Origin of the sequence: Bacillus sp. TH30, from assembly GCF_016650875.1 — a bacterium.
GTDB classification, from domain to species: Bacteria; Bacillota; Bacilli; order Bacillales; family Bacillaceae_G; genus Bacillus_A; species Bacillus_A mycoides.
Window position 1 is genome coordinate 3049903 of the sequence record NZ_JAEKEY010000002.1, and the last position, 21680, is coordinate 3071582.

Sequence of the window (21680 nt, forward strand, 5' to 3'; positions counted from 1 at the left end):
ATTTGCGGGCAGTAAGACTCCCACCTCAAAATTCAGCTGAAGCAAAGAAGTTAGGTTGAAGCCCTGTTGCCCGTCCCCCACTGATTAAAGTTTCACTTTATTAGGAGTGTTTATTTCAAAAAAAAAAGCCCTTTTAGAAGGGCTTTTTTCTTACACGATTTGTGTAAGAACGGCCTATTGCCAAAACACTGTCAAATATGAGAAACGGGGGACATTCATATTGTGTTCTAAAAGCATGCATTTTATACTTGAAATAATAAATTATTTTTGGAGTGAATAAAAATGAGCCAATTTTCTTTTACAAAAATGCATGGTCTTGGAAATAGTTATATATATGTAAATATGTTTGAGGAACAAATTAGAGAAGAAGATTTAGCAATTGTAGCGGAAAAGGTTTCAAATATTAATACTGGTATTGGTGCAGATGGAATGATTTTAATTTGCCCTTCTGACGTGGCACCAGTAAAAATGCGCATGTTTAATAACGATGGCTCAGAAGGAAAGAGCTGTGGAAATGGTTTACGCTGCGTAGCGAAATATGCGTATGAGCATAAACTAGTAGAAGGTAAAGTTTTCACAATTGAAACGTTAGCGGGTATTGTTACGGCAGAAGTAACGGTAGAAGATGACAAAGTTACATTAGCGAAAATCGACATGGGAGCACCTCGTTTAACACGTGAAGAGATACCGATGCTTGGTGAAGGAGAGACACCATTTATTCGTGAAAACTTCTTATACAATAATCACCGTTATGCATTTACAGCTGTTTCAATGGGGAATCCACATGCGGTTATTTTTGTTGATGATGTAGAAAAAGCGCCTCTTACAACGTTAGGACCGGTTCTTGAGACGCATGAAATGTTCCCAGAGCGAGTGAATGTTGAATTCATCGAGATTTTGAATGATGAAGAGATGAATTTCCGCGTTTGGGAACGAGGATCTGGTGTAACACAAGCTTGCGGGACAGGAGCATGCGCAGCTGTCGTTGCGGCAATTTTAAATGGGAAAATGGAACACGGTAAAGAAATTACGGTTCACTTAGCAGGCGGCGACTTAATGATCGCATGGACAGAAGAAGGAAATGTATTAATGAAAGGACCTGCGGAAATAATTTGCCGCGGAGTGTATGAGTACAAGATAGAAGCGTAAAGATGTATAATAGAATGAGAACAGAAAGGATGGTGTATTTCATGATTGAAGTAACAGAACAAGCAGCTTTTCAAATTAAAGATATGTTAAAAGATGCTGAAGATGGAGAGAAGTACGTGCGCCTTGCTGTACATGGCGGCGGATGTAGTGGTCTTTCTTACGGCTTAGGATTTGAAATAGAACCAAAAGAAGACGACACAGTTCTTGAGTTTTTCGGTGTTGAATTTGTTATCGATAAAGAAAGTGCTCCGATTGTAAAGGGAGTGAAAGTTGACTATAAGCAATCTATGCTTGGCGGCGGATTCACAATCGACAATCCAAACGCGATCGCATCATGTGGATGCGGATCATCTTTCCGTACAGCGTCGAATGCTGGTAAGCCAGAAGATTGCTAAGTTTTTTCATCCCTTTATTCTAAGTGGAAATTGAATGGGTAGGTTGCATATAAAGACCTTCTTAGCGATGAAACCAAATCGTTAGGAAGGTCTTTTCTTTTGCGCTAAAAAGAAAAAGAGCATGACAAAGATAACGAATACATGCAAGAAGAAGGCTAAAGAGGATGCATGAAGGTGCAGGCAATATCGAATTGTATAGAACTGACTCGTTCCATATTAATTAAAATACGCTGATTACTAGAAATTAAAAACTACCGGAGGAATTACAATGAAGTCATTTAAGAAAGTACTGGTATTAGGGATGACGTTGGTTACAGCATCAATATTTGGAGCTTGTTCTAACGATACAGACGTGTTAACAAAAGCGGGAGCAAAGCAACAGGTGAAATCGGAAGCGGAAGTACTAAAAGAACAGAAAGAAACCCCTATGACTACGAGCGAACGTGACAGCATTAAATATGAGGACGCTCCGTCATCACAGAAGCGTTATATTTCTCGCGACGAAGCCGAAAAGATTGAGGAAGGCATGACATATACGGATATTCTTAATACGATTGACTACGGCGGTGAGAACATAAAAAATTATAATAACAAGGAAAAACGCGTGTTTTATACTGAAAAGGATACGGATGGTACATATGAAATTATGGTTGAATTAAATACATATGGTTACGTTGTTAATATTGAACGCACTGCTATAAAGGATGCGGATAAAGAGAGTCAGGTATCTACGAAAAGCAGTGAAGAGCCTGTAAAGGAATATGAAGAAAAAAACGACCGCGTACCGTGGTATAAAGATGTAAATAACGATTCGGCGGAAGTAGACTATAATCACTATTTGAAAATCAAAAAAGGTATGCCTGCGAATCAAGTAAAAGCTGCGATTGGACAGCCACGTATGATTGAGAAATATAAATCGTATTCAGTATACGGCTATACCGGTTATGGCGGCGAAGGAACATTACGTGTAATATTCGAACCGAATGGAACTGTTACGCAGGTAGTAGAAGATGGATTACAACGATAATAAATTAATTACGGGAACAATTGCAGTAAAGTTATCGGTGGCTTTATAAAGTCTTGGAGAGAGAACCGTGAGTAATCGGAGAGGACAATGATGAACGAAGATAAGATAACGATAATTATGCTAGCAGTATTAACGATAGCGTTAGTATTTGTTGGGGTTTCGTCCAAATTCAATAGCCTCATTGTGGACGCTATCGCCGTACTATTTTTATTGATAGCTACTGCAGTAGGCGCAGCGGTTGTAACAGAACGTAGATTGCGCAAAAAGAATGGGAAGTAGCAGTTCTTTGTACGAGCGGGAGGGGACGCAAGATTGACGATGTTTTTGAATTCGTAGGGAGATATGTGATTAAACCTATAACTAGATTTGTAAGTTACCTTGTAATTGATATCATAATAGAGTGCGTAATAGAGGGTGTAATAAGCGGTATAAGGAAATTACGTGATAAGATTCGTGACAAGTGGAAAAATTGGCGTTAATAGATTGTCATGACTAGGCTAGATGAGTGTCAATAACGTTTTCAATGAAAAAACACTGATTAAAGTTTTAATTTACTATCTTACAAAAGTGTAATGTTCATGTCATGTTTTTGAATTTCTTCTTTAAAGCTTAGGCTTTAAGATAACAATATAAGAAAAACATATGAGGTGAAGGAATTGAAAAGATATATTGCACTTTTTAGTATTTTAGTCGTATTTGCAAGCCTATTAGTTGGCTGTGATTTAAACCGTATGGGTAAAGATGCGTATTACGTTCAAATTACTACTGATGGAATCGAAAAGAATGAAAAAGCTGATAATGGTCAGCCGCACAAATCATTCGAGTATAAGTTACCTGCCTTTGATAAAGAAGGTAAAGAAAAAGAATTAGAATTTACAGCTGTGAAAAATCTTCGCAAGGAAGCATTCTTACGTGTATTCCATTCAGATAAGAAAGGCGTAACAGCTTGGGAAGAAGTGAAAAAGGATGAACTTCCTGCGAAAGTGAAAGAAAAATTAGGTGTGAAATAAGACAGAAAAAAGGAATTGACGAACAGGGTCAATTCCTTTTTTTACTTTCAAAATCCTCTTCTGAAATGACTTTAAATCCGTGTCTTTTAAATAAAGCAGTTGTCACTCCGTAACCAGTTTGTTTATTGCCGTTAAATTCCCCTGTGTAAATAGTAGAACTACCACAAGATGGACTGCGTTCTTTTAAAATTATATATTCTGGGTTTAAATCTTTTATTTGTTCTAATGCTTTATAAGCACCACGCACGAAAGCTTCCGTGACATCTTGTCCTTCTTTCGTCATTACTTTTGCTTTTCCATCTAAAACATCATCGCCATTACCGCCGATAATTTCAGCAGAAGGGCGTGGTGTTGGTAAACCGCCTAATACTTCGGGACAAACGAGGAGGGTGTCTTCCCTTTGTAATAACTCTTCTATTTGTGAAACGAGATTATCGTTACCGTCATAACGACAAGCGATACCACCTAAACAAGCGCTAATTACAATCATATTTTCATCTCCAATAAAAAATATTAAATATCACGCCAATTTCTCTTCCTATTTCTTACCTATAAGTGAGGTGATAAAAATGGGAAGCTTATATAATTTAATGAAACCATATAGTCAATTTCGAAGTAAAGAAGAGTTTAATACATATCAAAAACAAGTTTTGAAGTGCTATCGATTTCAATTGAATAAAACGGATGCTATCATTATTCATTTTTTAGGAAAGTATGCAGTGAATGAGAAACAGAAAACAGTGGGAGTTGCTTGTCCGTTAATGGAGACGATTGCTACAAATGTTGGAAAGAGTATTCGTACGGTACGCCGCTCGATTGCAAAGTTAGAGGAACTAGGAATTATAAAACGTGTTGCGACAAAAGAAAGATATAAGCGCGGGGGATATAGTGCAAACTTATATGTATTTCTTAAATCTGCAATTGACCGCATGGATGACCGTATGAAAATGTCCGCATGTGAAAGTGATGATCGTACAGATGGCTGTAGTGGAAACGAGCAAAAAAATGAGGGGGAAACAATTCTTTCTAAAAACATTCCACAAATAAAAGAGAAAAGAAAAGTAACGTACGAGCTTGATGAAACGTATTGTCGTCACGATATACCTAAGCCTTTTATATACGCACTGGTGCCGATGACGAGTAATCCGAAGAAGATTAATATATTTTGGAGTAAGGTGGAACTTGCTTATAAAAAGAGCGGATTACTAGAGCAAGGTGCTTTATTAGAGGGAATATTAGCTGATGAAGAAGTGTGTGGAAATTTAATTTGGAGGGTGAAAAGTGTTGTGAGAGCGTATAAGTACGGAGAAATTCGTAAAGATGTTGGAGCACTATTGTATAGTACGATGCGAGATTTATTTTTAGAAATTGGATTAGAGTGGGGAGCGGCATTAAGGAGAAGTAAGGGAATACGGTTATTCGATCCATTTAAAAAAGAGCCATGCGTATAATACATGACTCCAAGTAGCTAATCGAACTTTCTTACAACTGGAACACGAATTGCTACAAATAGTACAAAGACGATAACAGCGATTGCACCGCTTTTCATAACCGTTACAATTGGAATGCCTATCCCAAGTGCAAGCGATGTAAATGCGTAAGAGAGCGGAATGAATCCCATCGATGAAAGCATGAGTAAGCTCATAACGCGTCCCATCATCTCTTCTTTTACTGTTGATTGAATCATCGCCATAAGTGGAACGATAGCCATCGCAATTGTAATACCGTAAAACATTCCAGCTAATAACGCTTGCCAAAGTACGGTGCTAAAATTGATGGCTAGGAAGAATACACCAGACAGTAGCATCATGATAATGCAAAATAGTCCACGTCTACGATTAATATTTTTTAATCCGACAATGACAGCTCCTATCGCCATCCCGCCGCCAACAGACGCTTCTAAGTAACTAAACTGAAGTGAATCACCGTGCAGAACGTTTTTGACGAAGAGCGGGAAGCCTACTTGCATTGGGCCGATTAAAAATAAATTTAAAAAGGCGCTACATATAAGGAAAGTTGAAAGAAATGGTGATTCTTTTACATATGAAATTCCCTCTTTAATAGAAGTAAACATGCCTTTATCTGTTTCATTTTTTTCGGGTACGGTAAATTGTATTTTTTGAACGAGTATCGCAGCGATAATGAGTAGCAGGATTGTGATTGAAAAAATTGTTTCATAGTTCGTAAATTTAATGAGAATACCGCCAAGTACAGGTCCTAAAATGACAGATGCTTGGTTTGTCATTTGAGTAAGTGAATTTGCTTGTGTTAAACGGCTCTTTTCTACAAGTTCAGGCAGAATAGATCCATCTGCTGACCAGAAGAAAGCGTCAGCAAGTCCGAAGAACAATGCGAATAAAGCAAATGTATATAGTGTTACATCACCGACGATGAACCAGGTGAGAATAGTTGCGACAAGAATAGCGCGAATAATATTAGAGTAAAACATGATATTTTTTTTCGGGAATTTATCAGCTAATGCTCCGCCGATAATCATAAAGATGAGCCTTGGAACACTAAGAGCCACGAAAACAATACCGAGTGAAGCCTCAAGGTTTAATGTTTTTGCTATGTACCATGTTTGTGAAAAAGTAAAAAAGGCTAAAGCAAAACTTGAAAAGAGAGTAGCTGCCCAAAGAAAAAGGAAATTCGTATTTTTTAATAACGGTTTTCCGCTTCCTTCTAAAGCAGATTTATTTTGTTGTAGTTCCTCCATATTGCTTCCTTTCTATGTACCGATTTTAGACTGAAAAACCTATTAAGAATCGTTTTATCCCGCGTTAACGGGCAGTAAAACTCCCACCTCAAAATTTGGCTAGAGCAAAGAAGTTAGGCGGGAGTCGGGCTGCCCGTAACCACCCGATTGGTGAAGGCTAATACTCAGTGGGGGATGAACAAAACCCCCACTGAGCATAGTTTCACTTTATACAGTTTCTAATAGTTCTATACTGCACTTTCTCATTGTAGACAATAATAATGAATTTGCACAGTGGCTATTTAACGACAAAAAAGAAGATACCAAAGGGTATCTTCTTTTTTGTCATTCAGGCTAAAGCAATATAAATATCCAATTGTACGTTATTTGGATCAACTGCACTTTCGTCATAAAGCTCAAAGTCTGCTGTAAAAGCACGTGTGTTTTCTTTCGTCCATTGCCAAATATATTCCCAAGCTTCACAAACGACTTCAGACACAGGACCTTTTCTCGTTGTAAATACCGCATACGTAGCAGCAGGTATTGTTAAGGTTGTCATATTTTCAGGAACTTCTTCTAATGAAGAAACAGGCATGCCGATAGTAAATTGATATGTACCAGTTTCATCCGATTCGTAGTTTGAGTAGAAAGCGAATGTTTCTTTTGTTTGTTGATTTGGAATTTGATGCATGATTTTTTCTTGGAAGTAGCGATTCCAAAGCACCGGAATCTTTCCTTCATTTGATGCTTCTTTTTCGTTTGTAGTTGTAATAGAAACACCGATTGCTTGGAAAGCTTCTTTTTTTACGATAATAGGTTCTTTCATTAATAAAACCTCCCTTTATTAAATGAAACGTACGTTCTGTTTTATTGTAACATATTTTGGAAAGAAGTAGTGTTTTTTATCAAATTGCGATGTATTTTAGTTAGGAAAAAGAGAGAGTATGAAAAGAACTCCTTTCACGTAAAAGGAGCTCTTTTCATTTCTATATTAAAACATACTTGAGCTATGCATTGGTTGAAGTTTTGCGTTTGGATCGAAGTAAGCTTTTGCATTGTTTACTGCTGTCGGTGCTTCACCAAAGCCGCAAGCAATGAGTTTTACTTTTCCTTCATATGTACAAATGTCACCAGCAGCGTAAATGCCAGGAATATTTGTTTCCATTTTTGAGTTCACGAGGATGCTGTTTTTTTGAATATCTAAGCCCCAATTTTTAATTGGACCAAGTGAAGAAACGAAGCCGTAGTTTACGATTACGTCATCAACATCGATGATAATTTTTTCTTCTGTTTTTACGTGCTGAAGAACAACTTGTTCAATAGTATCATCACCGATAAGTTCAACTGGAATGTAAGGTGTGCTTACTTCTGCACGGGAATTCATTAAGCTTTCTACGCTATGTTCATGTGCACGGAATTTGTCGCGGCGATGAGCAATTGTAACTTTGTCCGCAAGCGGTTCTAACATCATTGTCCAATCTACTGCTGAGTCACCACCGCCGAATACAACGACGCGTTTTCCAGCAAATTTATTCATATCATCAACGAAATAATGTAAGTTTTTCTTTTCATATTTTGCTGTGCCTTCTAATTCTAAGCGGCGTGGTTGGAAAGCACCATTACCAGCAGTAATAATGACAGATTTAGAGTAGTGAGTTTGTTTATTTGTAACAAGCTTAAATATACCGTCAGCTTGTTTTTCAAGCGTATCAACAGCTTCTTCTAAGCAAACGGTTGGATCGAACTTTTTCATTTGTTCTTTTAAGTTATCAACTAACTCTTGTGCGCGCACTTTTGGGAATCCAGCTACATCATAAATATATTTTTCGGGATATAGTGCGGATAATTGCCCTCCAAGTTGAGGTAAGCTTTCAATAATTTTTACACTTGCTTGTCTCATTCCGCCATAAAATGCGGTGAATAGTCCTGTTGGGCCACCACCAATAATCGTTATGTCGTAAACTTTTTGATTTTCTGTCATTTTCATTCCCCCTATAGATGATGGAATTTTAATATTGATTTCATATATTGTTCATATGTACATGAAAATCCTGCAAATGATGACACTTTCAAATAAATGATAGCATATTTCAGTTAATAATACTTCTGGAAACGACTGAATAATAAGTAAGTTTGCGCATAGATGTTTTAGAATTGTATAAAATATAGCGAAAGGAAAATACATGAAAAAAAGGCTGAAAAACCCTTGAAAACGCTATGTTATTTTAAAATATTGATAATTCTCTAGGTGCTTGAATTATGGAATGAAACCGACTAATATAGGGAAGTATTATGTTAAATTTCTATGACAAATTTCGTACGATTTTTTGACTGCGTTTTGTTATGATATAGAATGTGATAAATTCCACATTCTTGACAAATAGAGTTTTTAGTACTTGGTATTATTTTTTATTACTATTATATAAAGAAAAGGGTTGTGATTTAGTGAAGACTCCAAAAATCGTAGTTTTAGGTGCAGGTTATGGCGGGATGATTACGACTGTTCGTCTGCAAAAAACATTATCTGTAAGTGAAGCTGAAATTACGTTAGTAAACAACAACAGCTATCACTACCAAGCAACTTGGTTACATGAGAGTGCAGCTGGTACATTACAAGATGATAAAATCTGTCTAGATATTCAAGACGTTATCGATACAAATAAAGTGAACTTTGTACAAGATACAGTAGTAGAGATTAAAGCTGCTGAAAAACGTATTATCTTAAAAGATGGTGAATTAGAGTATGATTACTTAGTAATCGGTCTTGGTTTCGAATCAGAAACGTTCGGAATTAAAGGATTAAAAGAGCATGCATTCTCAATCACTAACATTAATGCAACTCGTCAAATTCGTGAGCATATGGAAGAAAAATTCGCTCAATATGCGACTGAAAAACGTGATGAGTTAGTAACAATCGTTGTTGGTGGCGCTGGATTTACTGGTATCGAGTACGTAGGTGAGCTTGCAAATCGTATTCCTGAACTTTGCAAAGAGTACGATGTTCCACGTGAAAAAGCACGTATCATCTGTGTAGAAGCTGCTCCAACAGCACTTCCTGGTTTCGATCCAGCATTAGTAGAGTACGCTGTAAAACAACTTGAGAAAAAAGGTGTAGAATTCCGCATCGGTACAGCAATTAAGGAAGCAACTGAAGAAGGTATTATCGTTGCCAACGGTGATGATGCTGAACTTCTTAAATCTGAAACTGTAGTTTGGGCTGCAGGTGTTCGTGGTAATGGTATTGTGGAAGAGTCTGGATTTGAAGCAATGCGCGGACGTATTAAAGTGGATGAGTACATGCACGCTCCAGGTCATGAAGATGTATTCATGGTTGGTGATGCAGCGTTAATCATCAACGAAGAGATTAACCGTCCATACCCACCAACAGCACAGATTGCAATTCAAGAAGGTTATAATATTGCACACAATTTAACTGTGTTAGTTCGCGGCAAAGGTGAAATGAAAAAGTTCGCATTTGATAATAAAGGATCTGTATGTTCATTAGGTCATGACGATGCAATGGGCGTTGTTATGGGTAAAAAGTTAACAGGTTGGAAAGCTTCATTCATGAAGAAAGTAATCGACAACCGTTACTTATTCTTACTAGGCGGACCTTTATTAGTTCTTAAAAAAGGTAAATTGAAGTTCTTTTAATATATAGTAGAAAAAGCAGAAACGGCTATGAGCTGTTTCTGCTTTTTTCGTATTGAAAATATAGTATAATATATAAAAAAAGAAAGAATATTCTGTTCGTTTTGATGGAGGAGGTTATATCATGGGGAAGCGAGGGAAAGTGTGGTTAGCTGTCAGTGGCTTAGTAGCTACAGAAGATGGGAGATGGCTATTCGTTAAGAAAAAATACGGTGGATTGAAAGGGCAATGGTCTTTACCTGCTGGTTTTGTTAATGAAGGCGAGACTGTTGATGAAGCTGTGAAACGTGAAATTTTGGAAGAGACAGGCATTGTTGCTCATGTAAAGGGGATTATTGGTATTCGCTCAGGTGTTATTCATAATGAAATTAGTGATAATATGATTATTTTTCTTCTAGAGCCAGAGGGAGAAGACGTTATCGTACAGGAGAAAGAATTGTCGGAAGTAGCTTTTTTACATCCAGAAAATATTGCAGATGATCAAAATACTTCTGTACTCATCAAATATTTATTAGAAGGAAGAGCAGAGTCGCATTTTGAAATGGACAAAACATTAAATCCAGGAGAGCAATTTGGTTATACGGCTTATCATGTGTTTACGGCGTATGCGAAGGAGAGGGAGAAGAAGTGAGTATACCGGTACTACTTATTTCAATGATGTTGTTCTTTATTTTATTTTTTGGAATTGGATTTTTACTCAACATGATTTTGCGAGCTACGTGGGTAATGGTTATTGTATATCCGATTATTTGTATGCTTATTATTAATAAAGCGAGTGTATGGGACTATTTTTCAAAGCCAAAAGAAACATTTTCTTCATTTGGGACAAGTGTATCGCATTTAGGACACGCAGATGTGTTTATTCTATCTACTGGATTAGTAGGTGCTGCTTTAGCAGGAATTATAATTAAAAAACTTCGGAAAAGTGGATATCAAATGTTTTAATCTCCAATCAATTTGGAGATTATTTTTTTGCATATTCCTTCATCGTATAGGGAATGATTAACGATGAAGGAGTGTGGAATATAAAAATGTTAAAACGATATTGTATTCGCATTATGATGACTTGTTTACTTGCATTCGCATTATGCGTAACATGGCAGGCTTTCACAGGAGTTTCTTTATTAGAGATTATAAAATCATATGAAGGAACAAGTGTAAAAGAAGTACATGCAGCAGAAATTGAGAAAAAAGTTGCTCCGAGTAAAGAAGTGATAAATGCTTTAGAGCAGGCAAATGACTGGTCTAAATATCGTGTTATAGAAATGACTGCAACTGGTTATACATCAGGTATAGAGTCGACTGGAAAGAGGCCGGGGCATCCAGAGTATGGCATTACATATTCAGGTGTTAAAGCAAAAAGGGATTTATATTCCACAATCGCTGCCGATTTACGCGTATTCCCGCTTGGGACAATTCTATTCGTGCCAGGTTACGGATATGGTGTTGTAGCTGATAAGGGCGGTGCTATAAAAGGAAATCGTCTCGATTTATATTATGATACGGTGAAAGATGTTTATAGCCAATGGGGTAAGAAAAAAGTAAATGTGTATATAGTGAAAATAGGAAATGGCAAGTTTTCGGAAGAAGAGTTAACGATGTTAAATCAAGACGAAACGATGCAAGTGTTTCGTGGACAATATTTAAAACAAAGATAGTCTAGTGGTAATAACGCTAGACTTTTTTCTTGTCTTATTTCACCATAGAAGATATTGGAGATAGCATCTTTATCCTGCTATTTGCGGCCGGTAAAACCCCTACTGATTAAAGTTTCACTTTATATGAAATAACAGAATTTAGAATTGTCGCATTTTATCGAAAATAAAGTTATAATGGACGTAGAGAAATTTAGGGGGTCTGAACATGTTTCAAGTACAAAAAGAATTAGTAAGTCATGAAGCGGTAATTGTTGCCTTATTTGAAGAAGATAAAACGAGTAGCTTTGTACAAGAACTGGATAAAGCGTTTGAAGGACAATTACAAGTTTTATTAGAAGAAAAAGAACTTTCAACTAAGAAGAAAGCAATTTCAAAAGTACATAGCTTAGGAAAAATAAATGTTAAACGTTATTATTTTGTTGGTTTAGGTAAGAAAGAGTCATATACAACGGAAACGTTACGTGCTGCTCTTGGTAAGGCGTTTAAAGCGTTACAAGCAGCAAAAGTACAAGATGCAGCAATCTTACTTGATTCTTTCGTGACAGATAAATTAGATGCGATTGATGTAGCTCATATTGCGGCAGAAGTACAAGGTCTTGGTACATATGAATTACAAACGTATAAATCAGATAAAAAGGATCGTGTAGAATTAGAGAAGTTTACGGCTATTACAGCAGAAGATACACAAGAAATTGAAGCAGCATTAACGGTAGGATACGTACATGGACGTGCAACGAATTCAGCTCGTACGCTTGTAAATATGCCGCCAAACGTATTAACAGCGACAAAGCTTGCTGAGTATGCAGTTGAATTAGCAGAAAAATACGATATGGATTATAAGGTTCTTGAGAAAGAAGAGATGGAAGAGCTTGGTATGGGTGCATTACTTGCAGTAAACCAAGGATCTACTGAACCGCCAAAAATGATCGCTCTTATTTATAAAGGAAAAGAAGAGTGGAAAGATGTAATTGGATTTGTTGGAAAAGGGATTACATATGATACAGGCGGTTATTCTTTAAAACCACGTGAAGGCATGGTTGGTATGAAAGGTGATATGGGCGGAGCTGCAGCTGTTCTTGGTGCGATGGAGATCATCGGTGAACTTCGCCCCGAGCAAAATGTAATTGCTGTTATTCCATCAACTGACAACGTTGTAAGTGGTACAGCATTTAAGCCAGATGATGTTATTACATCTATGAGCGGAAAAACAATTGAAGTATTAAATACAGATGCAGAAGGTCGCCTAGCGTTAGCTGACGGTATTACGTATGCGAAGAAACTTGGCGCAAATTACTTAGTTGATGTTGCGACATTAACAGGTGGTGTAATTGTTGCACTTGGAAATCATACAACAGGCGCGATGACAAATAATGAAGAATTGTTTGAACAAGTGTTAGAGGCTTCTATGGAAACGGATGAGCCAATTTGGCAATTGCCGATTTTTGAACGTGATAAAGAACGTGTCAAAAACAGTAAATTTGCTGATTTAAATAACTCACCAGGCCGTGAAGGACATGCGGTTATGGCTGGGACATTCCTTGGTGAATTTGCAGAAGAAACACCATGGGTACACTTAGACATCGCTGGAACATCTGAAACATCTGGAGCACATGATTTAGGACCATCTGGAGCAACAGGTGCAATGGTGCGTACACTTGCAACACTTGTTGAGCGTTTCGGAGAAGAATAATTTTTGAAGAAAAGGCTGTCTCAAATTTTTGGGATAGCCTTTTCTTATTGATATGGTATGACTATTGTCAGTTTTTGTCGGTAAGTCGATATATTTGGAGTTACGGTTAATATAATTTCATTTACTATTTTACCGTTCCAAAAAGTGCTACATAGTGAAAGATTCGTCCTATAAAGAAATCGTATATAACGTCCCGCCTAAAGCGAATGAAGTACGCCCTGTTTCCTCAGAGACAACTAATATAAGTGCATCAATTTTCTCGGATAAGCCAATTGCAGCCCTATGACGTGTTCCTAGCTCAGGATTGATTTCCATGCTTTTTGTTAATGGGAGAATATTAGCTGCTGAGACAATATGATTATTTTTAATGAGAACGGCTCCGTCATGAAGAGGGTTCCCTGGATAAAAAATTGATTCAAGTAGTGGCGCGGTTAAGTGTGCGTTTAATGTCGTTCCAGTTTGAATGAAAGAATCAAGAGCGTCACTTCGTTCCACAATAATAAGAGCACCGTGTTTTCGAGCGCTTAAATGTTGGACAGCTGTAGTGATGAAATGTGAACTTTCCGTATAAGGTGATAAATATGCTTGAATATAATATGTAGCTGCTAACGTCTGTACATTTGTTAACATATGATGAATATCTTCCATTTTACATAAAATACATTCATCTTCTTTATCGATTGCATGCTTCATGTTTGATAATTCTTTTTCAGCAATTTCAATCATCTGCTTTGTTTTTATTTTGAGCTCTTCTGACAAGCCCCATTCTTGCATAATCCTCATTCCCTTTGGTGGAGTATTTAACCATAGTGTATACAAATATTTATAGTAAAATCCTGCTAGATTTTAAAAAATATTGAGATTCAGGTTGTTTTTTTCATATAATGAAGGTACGACAGGCGAGAGGAGATGGAAGTATGAATTGGAAACAAGAATTTAGTCGCTGGCTTTCATATGCAGAATTAGACGCAGAATTAAAAGAACAGCTAGAAAACATGAAGCAAGATGAGAAGAAAATCGAGGATAGCTTTTATAAAAATCTAGAGTTCGGAACAGGTGGTATGCGTGGTGAACTTGGTGCTGGTACGAACCGTTTAAATGTATATACAGTTCGTAAAGCAACAAAAGGATTAGCTATGTTTATTGAAAAATTAGGTGAAGAAGCGAAAAAACGCGGTGTTGTTGTCGCGTATGATTCTCGTCATAAATCACCTGAATTCGCAATGGAAGTAGCTGCTACTCTTGGTGCACACGGTATTACAACATATGTATTTGAAAGCTTACGTCCAACACCAGTGCTTTCTTTCGCAGTTCGTCATTTACATACAGCAAGTGGAATCGTTCTTACGGCAAGCCATAATCCGCCCGAATATAACGGTTATAAAGTATATGGTGAAGATGGTGGCCAGTTGCCTCCAAAGGAAGCTGATGAGTTAATTAGCTACGTAAATGCAGTAGAGAATGAATTAACAGTTGAAGTTGCTGATGTTGAGCAATTAAAAGCTGACGGTTTATTACATATAATTGGACAAGAAGTAGATGATGCTTATGCAGCAGAATTGAACAATGTCATTATTAATAAAGAGATGGTGAAAGAAGTAGGAAAAGATTTAAAAATCGTCTTTACACCATTGCATGGAACATCAAATATTTCGGTACGCCGTGGTTTAGAAGAAGTTGGATTTACAGATGTAACAGTTGTAAAAGAGCAAGAGTTACCAGATCCAAATTTCTCTACAGTAAAATCACCAAACCCAGAAGAGCATGCAGCGTTTGAGTATGCAATTCGCGACGGTGAAAAAGTAGGCGCAGATGTGTTAATCGCAACAGATCCTGATGCAGACCGTCTAGGTGTAGCAGTTCGCAATCACGATGGTGAGTTCCAAGTATTAACTGGTAACCAAACAGGTGCGTTAATGCTTGATTACTTATTATCACAAAAGAAGGAAAACGGAACGCTTCCAGAAAACGGTGTTGTTTTAAAAACAATCGTAACGTCTGAAATTGGCCGTACAATCGCAAAAACATACGGTTTAGATACAGTTGATACGTTAACTGGATTTAAATTTATCGGTGAAAAAATTAAACAGTATGAAGAAAGCGGACAATATGAATTCCAATTCGGTTATGAGGAAAGCTACGGTTATTTAATCCGTCCATTCTGCCGTGATAAAGATGCGGTGCAATCCGTCCTATTTGCATGTGAAGTAGCTGCATACTACAAATCACAAGGTAAAACGTTATACGGTGGTCTGCTAGAAGTATTTAAGAAGTATGGGTTCTTCCGTGAGGACCTTGTATCGTTAACGTTAAAAGGAAAAGATGGTGCCGAACAGATTCAAAAGATGATGGCAACATTCCGTGAGAATCCTCCGAAAGAGGTAGCTGGTTTAACAGTTGTTGCAGTTGAGGATTATAAAGAAAGCATCATTACAACGTTACAAGATGGAAATAAGGAAGAGATTCACTTACCGAAATCAAATGTGTTAAAATATCAATTAGAAGATGGTTCTTGGTTCTGCTTACGTCCATCTGGAACAGAGCCGAAAATTAAATTCTACTTTGGTGTACAAGATGATTCCTTACAAAATAGTGAACAAAAGTTACTTACTATTAAAGAAGATATTATGAATCGTTTATAATAGAATAGAGTGCTACTGATAGGAAAAGAGGAGAACGGAGAACGGCCTCCTCTTTTCTTGTAGTTTTGTTTGATGTAGAGGATTATTACGAGCGAGTGTTATAAATTTACACTTTACTAAGAGAATTAGAATGAAAAGCGAGGGTATTTGTCATGAAAAAAGTGAGAAAAGCAATTATCCCGGCAGCGGGATTAGGAACACGCTTTTTACCAGCAACGAAAGCAATGCCAAAAGAAATGCTTCCAATTGTAGATAAACCAACAATTCAATACATCGTAGAAGAAGCAGTAAAATCAGGCATCGAAGATATTATTATCGTTACTGGTAAAGGAAAGCGCTCTATCGAAGATCATTTTGATAACGCATTTGAATTAGAGCAAAACTTATTAGAGAAGAAAAAGTATGAGTTACTTGAAAAAGTACAAGCTTCTTCTAAAATGGTAGATATCCATTACATTCGACAAAAAGAACCAAAAGGATTAGGACATGCTGTTTGGTGCGCACGTAAATTCATTGGTGATGAGCCGTTTGCAGTATTATTAGGCGATGATATCGTTCAAGCTGAAAAACCATGTTTACGTCAATTAATGGACGAGTATGACAAAACACTTTCTTCTGTTATTGGTGTACAAACTGTTCCTGAAGCAGAAACACATCGCTATGGAATTATTGATCCGTTAGAGCAAGAGGGACGTCGTTATCAAGTTCGTAAATTCGTTGAGAAACCAGCGCAAGGTACTGCGCCTTCAAACTTAGCGATTATGGGACGTTACATTTTAACTCCTGAAATCTTTATGTTCTTGGAACAGCAACAAGTTGGAGCGGGTGGCGAAATTCAGTTAACGGATGCAATTCAAAGCTTAAATGAAATTCAACGTGTATTTGCATATGATTTTGAAGGAAAGCGTTATGACGTTGGTGAAAAATTAGGATTTGTTCAAACGACAATTGAAATGGCATTGCAACACCCAGAATTACGTGATGATATGCTAGTAATGATGAAGAAAGTTTTAGACGAGCAAATGAAGCAAGAGTCTTAATATAGTGATATAATCCCCTGTTGGATGAGCGGTAAAGGAACGTATTTACTGCTTAATCTAAAGGGGATTTTTTTGAGAAAAAAAGACACTCTGGAAAGAGTGTCTTTAATTAGAACTTAAATTTTTATCGGTAGGATTCAATTCATTAGCTTTTGATTTAATTTCATCAGTAATAGCGATATTAATATTTCCAGCTGCTTTTTTGTATTCCTGAATTAATGTATTAACGTTTTGGTTGAATGTGATTAAACTGCCACTTGGAGATTGAGCTTGTTCATTGAGAGCGGTAATAATACCATATATTTTTTTATATTCTTCATAGGTTTCTTTATACTTATTTGGCTGTTCTTTTGCAGCTTCAGAGACTAACTTTAAATCTGTTCCCATATTGCTGTAAAACGTATCTACAGTTGCAACCGTCCCATCAATTTCTGTTCTCTTAGATCTAAGCGCATTATTGAAGTCATTTCTTTGATCAATCGCTTTTGACCATGTAGTTGAATACTCGGATAATACATAAGAAGCTGAATATCTAAAGGTTTCTATATCATTATAAAAAGATGCTGCAGCAATTAAGTAATCAGCTTCTTTTTTCTTTTGGGCTTGAATAGCTTGATATTCTTCCTCCATATTCGTTACTTTTGTTATCGTAAAGAGAAGGATGATAATTGATATAACTGATGTAAGAAAGAGTATTATAGATGTTAATAAAGATTTTTTTGCTGGTAATTTTCGTACTTTCTTAATTAACCCAATAACAATAAAGATTAAAGCTGCGCATAAACTAATTATAGTAAGTATTAAAAAGAAAAATGCTAGACCGTTTCCAAAGGTATATTGCATTCCTAACTCGCTATTTCCATATAATTTGTAACTGATGCTCATACCTAGTATGAAAAATAAAGATAGTACTCCGACACTTATTTTAATAAGTGTATTTTTTGATAGCTTCACTGATTTTCCTCCAAAATATTGTTTTAATTAGATGTGAAAAATGTAAGATTTGCTGAACTATCATAACAAAATTTATTTCTAATATGTGTCGTATATTGTCGAAAATAAAAAATGAGTTATTTCAGTATACTGAAATAACTCATTTTTTATTATGAAATCGTCGAATGAGAATGCTGATAAGCGGAACGACGTACAGCATAGTATATGCGAGGTGCGATAATAGCGCCGATAATTGTAAACGCAATATCCTTTACTGCGAACCACATCATAATCATCCAGGCAGCTTTATAACTCATATTACCACCCATGAAAATATTGACTGCCCCGTACATATAAGTAGTACCGATAATATACGTTAAAATGATTCCGACGAAAGAAGAAATTGCAAAGGTGCTGAATGTTGGTCGTTCTTTTTGTTCTACTAGTTTTCCTGATACGTAAGCAACGATAATAAATGCGATAATAAAACCACCAGTAGGATCTAAAAGTGCTCCAAATCCAGCTTTGAAGTTAGCGAAGATTGGCGCACCTGCTACTCCAACAAGCATGTAAACAGTCATTGATAATGCCCCAAGTCTACTCCCAAGAAGAAGACCTGCTAAAATTGCGAAAAATGGTTGCATAGATAATGGAATGCCCGCTATTTGTAAGAATGGTGCCCACGATACAATATTTGCACCAATAGCCATAAGAGCGACGAACATGGCAGCTAATGCTAAATCTAAAACATGAAGCTTCTTCATAATGTTAACCTCCAGTTGTGTTTGGGTTAACATTATCGTAGCGAAAATATTTACTTGTTGTCAATCAAAATATTTTGATAAGAAGGCTTTAAATAGTCTCTAAGCAATGTGTATGGAATACGAAACTGCGGAATTCCGCTTGAATAAGGAGCAATTTCATATAAAGAGAAATAAATTACAAGATTATCCGGTTCTAAAAAGTAGTGAAACTTTTTAGTGCTCGTTACTTTTTCGACTGCATCAGGAAAATAAATGCTTTCATTTTGTTTAATTTGTCTTACAATCTCTGTGCGAATTATTTCTTTATATTTATCCTCTTGTTGAAATAAATCGTCTAAGTGTAATAATTTTTTTTCGTTTAAATCAAATGTATTTGCCTTCCACGTATACAGTCCGTGCGCTCCGCCTGTATATTGATAGTAATTCACATATAGGCTGAGGAAAGGTGGTTTGTTTAAAGCTACTTTATAGTCAACATTTGCAACGTATGGATGAAAAGGTGTGCTAGATCCTTCTGTTTCCTCATAATATTTCTTCGCTTCTTTTTCTAATTTACTTTTAAATTTAGTAGTAGAGTTTTTGTAATAGGAATTCAGCTTATTTTGAAATTTTGAATCAGAAAAGTTGTGAAAGGAAGGCCTATTAATTTGATATTCTATATAAGGTTTCTTACCTTTTTGCGTTACAGTCTTAACATTGATTGTCAGGTTGGATGCTTTGGCTGCTATTGCACAATTTGGTACAATAGTCAGCAAGGAGAACATAAGCAATAGTATACAAAATTTCTGTTTCATTTAGGTGAAACCTCCTTATATAAGTGTTATAGGTAGTTTGAAATTAAACAGGTAAAATTATACATTTGATCTAAAGTGAGAGAGGTTGAAAACGATATGTCAAAAACTTTAATGGATTCGCTTGGAATTGAGTTGTTAGAAATGACAGAGGATAAAGTAGTTGCTACAATGCCTGTTGATGAACGTACGCATCAGCCGTTTGGATTTTTACATGGCGGTGCATCTGTTGCATTAGCAGAAACTGTGGCAAGTGTTGGTTCATACAATTTAATTGATCAAGAAAAATGTATTTGTTTCGGATTAGAAATTAATGCAAATCATATTCGCTCAAAGCAAGATGGAATTGTAACAGCAATTGGAACACCGATACATAGAGGACAATCGACAATGGTTTGGGATATTCGCATCATTGATGAAAATGATGAGTTACTATGTATATCAAGATGTACAGTAGCAATTAAAGAAAAACGTGAAAAATAGAAAAGAGGCGGCTCTTATGAGCTGCCTCTTTTTTTATAATTAGAACTGGATTTTTTTCTCTAAGAAACCTTTTAGTTCGCTAATTGGCATACGAACTTGTTCCATTGTGTCACGGTCACGTACTGTAACAGCTTTGTCTTCAACAGAGTCGAAGTCGTATGTGATACAGAATGGAGTACCGATTTCGTCTTGACGACGGTAACGTTTACCGATAGAACCAGTTTCATCAAAGTCTACCATGAAGTCTTTAGCTAGTTCTGCGAATACTTCAGTAGCACCTTCAGATAGCTTTTTAGATAATGGTAAGATAGCTGCTTTATATGGTGCTAAAGCAGGGTGGAAACGAAGAACTGTACGAGAATCGTTTTCTAATTGCTCTTCTTCATATGCATCACATAAGAATGCTAATGTTACACGGTCTGCACCTAGAGATGGCTCGATGCAGTAAGGCACGTAACGCTCATTCGTTTGTGGATCGATATAGTTAAAGTCTTCGTTAGAGTGTTCCATATGACGTTTTAAATCGAAGTCTGTACGAGATGCAACGCCCCATAGTTCGCCCCAACCGAATGGGAATCTGAATTCAATATCAGTTGTTGCGTTACTGTAATGAGATAATTCGTCTTCACCGTGGTCACGAAGACGCATGCTTTCTTCAGTCATACCAAGTGAAAGTAACCAGTTTTTACAAGTTTCACGCCAGAATGCGAACCACTCTAAATCTTCACCAGGCTTACAGAAGAATTCAAGTTCCATTTGTTCGAATTCACGTGTACGGAATGTGAAGTTACCAGGTGTGATTTCGTTACGGAAACTTTTACCGATTTGGCCGATACCAAATGGAAGTTTCTTACGCATAGAGCGTTGTACGTTTTTAAAGTTTACGAAAATACCTTGTGCTGTTTCAGGACGAAGGAAGATTTCGTTTGTGCTAGACTCTGTAACACCTTGGAATGTTTTGAACATTAAGTTGAACTGACGGATTTCCGTGAATTCTTGGCTACCGCAATCTGGGCATTTTACTTCATGTTCTTTCATTAAGTCAGCCATTTGGTCGAAAGTAAGACCGTCAACGACCATTTCGATACCTTTTGCGTCTAATGCATCTTCAATTAATTTATCAGCACGGTGACGAGCTTTACATTTTTTACAGTCGATCATTGGATCATTAAAGTTACCAACGTGACCAGAAGCGATCCAAGTTTTTGGGTTCATTAAAATAGCAGCATCTAAACCAACGTTGTGTGGAGATTCTTGAATGAATTTTTTCCACCAAGCTTTTTTGACGTTATTTTTTAATTCGATTCCAAGTGGACCGTAATCCCATGTGTTTGCAAGACCACCGTAAATTTCAGAACCAGGGAAAACGAAACCGCGATGTTTCGCTAAGTTTACAACTTGTTCCATTGAATACATAATAAAATCCTCCTTTTGAAAGTTAACGTATTTGCGATGACGTGATGGGTACTTTGGAAACGAGCAATATATGCTTTAAAAAACATAAAAAAACGCTCATCCCAAGGCTTAATCGCCTAGGGACGAGCGTTTGCCCGCGGTTCCACCCTAGTTGATACACAAAATGTGCATCCACTTTATCACGTATTGCTCGAGACTGCCGTTTCCTCGCAGCTTCAGGCTTTCACTATCCCTGAATCGCTTTTTATGCAAGTACTTATAAGTCCGTCATCGCTACTTATATTAATAATAATGAACATATTTTAACACGTTCTTTTTTAAATCTCAATAGAGGAA

General features: G+C 36.7%; 23 protein-coding genes. 14 read left to right on the plus strand and 9 right to left on the minus strand.

Annotated elements, in window-relative coordinates; all coding sequences use genetic code 11:
* Positions 1–282: 282 nt before the first annotated feature.
* The 5 genes from dapF to JFU20_RS17730 all read left to right on the plus strand — a co-directional run bounded on the left by dapF (position 283) and on the right by JFU20_RS17730 (position 3581).
* Entirely contained in the window at positions 283–1149 is an 867-nt protein-coding gene (gene dapF, locus JFU20_RS17710; protein ID WP_002015893.1) for a diaminopimelate epimerase, read from the plus strand.
* 41 nt (positions 1150–1190) lie between these two features.
* On the plus strand, positions 1191–1544 hold the full coding sequence (locus JFU20_RS17715; protein ID WP_002015895.1) for a HesB/IscA family protein: 354 nt from the start codon (positions 1191–1193) through the stop codon (positions 1542–1544).
* A gap of 268 nt (positions 1545–1812) precedes the next feature.
* The gene (locus tag JFU20_RS17720; protein ID WP_002015896.1) at positions 1813–2571 is read left to right on the plus strand and encodes a hypothetical protein; all 759 of its coding nucleotides are present in this window, start codon (positions 1813–1815) and stop codon (positions 2569–2571) included.
* Between the two features lie 87 nt (positions 2572–2658).
* Positions 2659–2850 (plus strand): hypothetical protein, encoded by a 192-nt coding sequence (locus JFU20_RS17725; protein ID WP_002166530.1) that lies wholly within the window; start codon positions 2659–2661, stop codon positions 2848–2850.
* A gap of 368 nt (positions 2851–3218) precedes the next feature.
* Positions 3219–3581 carry a YxeA family protein gene (locus JFU20_RS17730; protein ID WP_002015898.1) on the plus strand — a complete coding sequence of 121 codons (363 nt, stop codon included), beginning with the start codon at positions 3219–3221 and terminating at the stop codon, positions 3579–3581.
* A gap of 28 nt (positions 3582–3609) precedes the next feature.
* Here the strand turns inward: JFU20_RS17730 and JFU20_RS17735 are convergent, their stop codons facing one another.
* Entirely contained in the window at positions 3610–4071 is a 462-nt protein-coding gene (locus tag JFU20_RS17735; protein ID WP_002015899.1) for a 2-thiouracil desulfurase family protein, read from the minus strand.
* A gap of 79 nt (positions 4072–4150) precedes the next feature.
* Here JFU20_RS17735 and JFU20_RS17740 point away from each other — a divergent pair, with 79 nt between their 5' ends.
* Positions 4151–5032 (plus strand): helix-turn-helix domain-containing protein, encoded by an 882-nt coding sequence (locus JFU20_RS17740; RefSeq protein ID WP_002015880.1) that lies wholly within the window; start codon positions 4151–4153, stop codon positions 5030–5032.
* A 17-nt stretch (positions 5033–5049) separates the two neighbouring features.
* Here JFU20_RS17740 and JFU20_RS17745 read toward each other — a convergent pair whose 3' ends face one another.
* From JFU20_RS17745 to JFU20_RS17755, 3 genes are all read right to left on the minus strand, one after another.
* Positions 5050–6297, minus strand: coding sequence for an MFS transporter (locus tag JFU20_RS17745; RefSeq protein WP_002015879.1), 1248 nt, complete (start codon positions 6295–6297; stop codon positions 5050–5052).
* 328 nt (positions 6298–6625) lie between these two features.
* Positions 6626–7102: a GyrI-like domain-containing protein gene (locus JFU20_RS17750; protein ID WP_002015878.1), complete on the minus strand. Its 477-nt coding sequence runs from the start codon at positions 7100–7102 to the stop codon at positions 6626–6628.
* A gap of 165 nt (positions 7103–7267) precedes the next feature.
* On the minus strand, positions 7268–8257 hold the full coding sequence (locus JFU20_RS17755) for an NAD(P)/FAD-dependent oxidoreductase (RefSeq protein WP_002166532.1): 990 nt from the start codon (positions 8255–8257) through the stop codon (positions 7268–7270).
* A gap of 464 nt (positions 8258–8721) precedes the next feature.
* Between JFU20_RS17755 and JFU20_RS17760 the strand changes: the two genes are divergently transcribed.
* The 5 genes from JFU20_RS17760 to pepA all read left to right on the plus strand — a co-directional run bounded on the left by JFU20_RS17760 (position 8722) and on the right by pepA (position 13275).
* On the plus strand, positions 8722–9930 hold the full coding sequence (locus tag JFU20_RS17760; protein WP_002067919.1) for an NAD(P)/FAD-dependent oxidoreductase: 1209 nt from the start codon (positions 8722–8724) through the stop codon (positions 9928–9930).
* Between the two features lie 121 nt (positions 9931–10051).
* Complete coding sequence (locus JFU20_RS17765) at positions 10052–10558, plus strand: NUDIX hydrolase (protein ID WP_002015875.1); 507 nt, start codon at positions 10052–10054, stop codon at positions 10556–10558.
* The gene (locus JFU20_RS17770; RefSeq protein ID WP_002089308.1) at positions 10555–10872 is read left to right on the plus strand and encodes a YuiB family protein; all 318 of its coding nucleotides are present in this window, start codon (positions 10555–10557) and stop codon (positions 10870–10872) included. Before JFU20_RS17765 ends, JFU20_RS17770 begins: the two co-directional genes overlap by 4 nt.
* An 86-nt stretch (positions 10873–10958) precedes the next feature.
* Entirely contained in the window at positions 10959–11585 is a 627-nt protein-coding gene (locus tag JFU20_RS17775) for a 3D domain-containing protein (protein WP_002089307.1), read from the plus strand.
* A 205-nt stretch (positions 11586–11790) separates the two neighbouring features.
* Positions 11791–13275, plus strand: a complete 1485-nt coding sequence (pepA, locus tag JFU20_RS17780; protein WP_201038793.1) for a cytosol aminopeptidase — start codon at positions 11791–11793, stop codon at positions 13273–13275.
* 168 nt (positions 13276–13443) lie between these two features.
* On the opposite strand, the gene cdaS is transcribed toward pepA, so the two are convergent.
* Entirely contained in the window at positions 13444–14049 is a 606-nt protein-coding gene (gene cdaS, locus JFU20_RS17785) for a sporulation-specific diadenylate cyclase CdaS (protein ID WP_002067925.1), read from the minus strand.
* 143 nt (positions 14050–14192) lie between these two features.
* Between cdaS and JFU20_RS17790 the strand changes: the two genes are divergently transcribed.
* Positions 14193–15917 (plus strand): phospho-sugar mutase, encoded by a 1725-nt coding sequence (locus JFU20_RS17790; RefSeq protein WP_002166533.1) that lies wholly within the window; start codon positions 14193–14195, stop codon positions 15915–15917.
* A 152-nt stretch (positions 15918–16069) separates the two neighbouring features.
* A complete protein-coding gene (gene galU, locus JFU20_RS17795; RefSeq protein ID WP_002015869.1) occupies positions 16070–16957 on the plus strand; it encodes a UTP--glucose-1-phosphate uridylyltransferase GalU in 888 nt (295 codons plus the stop codon).
* A gap of 105 nt (positions 16958–17062) precedes the next feature.
* On the opposite strand, the gene JFU20_RS17800 is transcribed toward galU, so the two are convergent.
* The 3 genes from JFU20_RS17800 to JFU20_RS17810 all read right to left on the minus strand — a co-directional run bounded on the left by JFU20_RS17800 (position 17063) and on the right by JFU20_RS17810 (position 19448).
* Entirely contained in the window at positions 17063–17911 is an 849-nt protein-coding gene (locus JFU20_RS17800) for a hypothetical protein (RefSeq protein WP_002166534.1), read from the minus strand.
* A 149-nt stretch (positions 17912–18060) separates the two neighbouring features.
* Positions 18061–18654: a biotin transporter BioY gene (locus tag JFU20_RS17805; protein ID WP_002015867.1), complete on the minus strand. Its 594-nt coding sequence runs from the start codon at positions 18652–18654 to the stop codon at positions 18061–18063.
* Positions 18655–18704: 50 nt separating this feature from the next.
* The gene (locus tag JFU20_RS17810) at positions 18705–19448 is read right to left on the minus strand and encodes a DUF3298 and DUF4163 domain-containing protein (protein WP_002129698.1); all 744 of its coding nucleotides are present in this window, start codon (positions 19446–19448) and stop codon (positions 18705–18707) included.
* Between the two features lie 96 nt (positions 19449–19544).
* On the opposite strand from JFU20_RS17810, the gene JFU20_RS17815 reads away from it, so the two are divergent.
* A complete protein-coding gene (locus JFU20_RS17815; RefSeq protein WP_002034550.1) occupies positions 19545–19928 on the plus strand; it encodes a hotdog fold thioesterase in 384 nt (127 codons plus the stop codon).
* 39 nt (positions 19929–19967) lie between these two features.
* Here the strand turns inward: JFU20_RS17815 and JFU20_RS17820 are convergent, their stop codons facing one another.
* A complete protein-coding gene (locus JFU20_RS17820; protein WP_002015863.1) occupies positions 19968–21344 on the minus strand; it encodes a glycine--tRNA ligase in 1377 nt (458 codons plus the stop codon).
* Between the last annotated feature and the right edge of the window lie 336 nt (positions 21345–21680).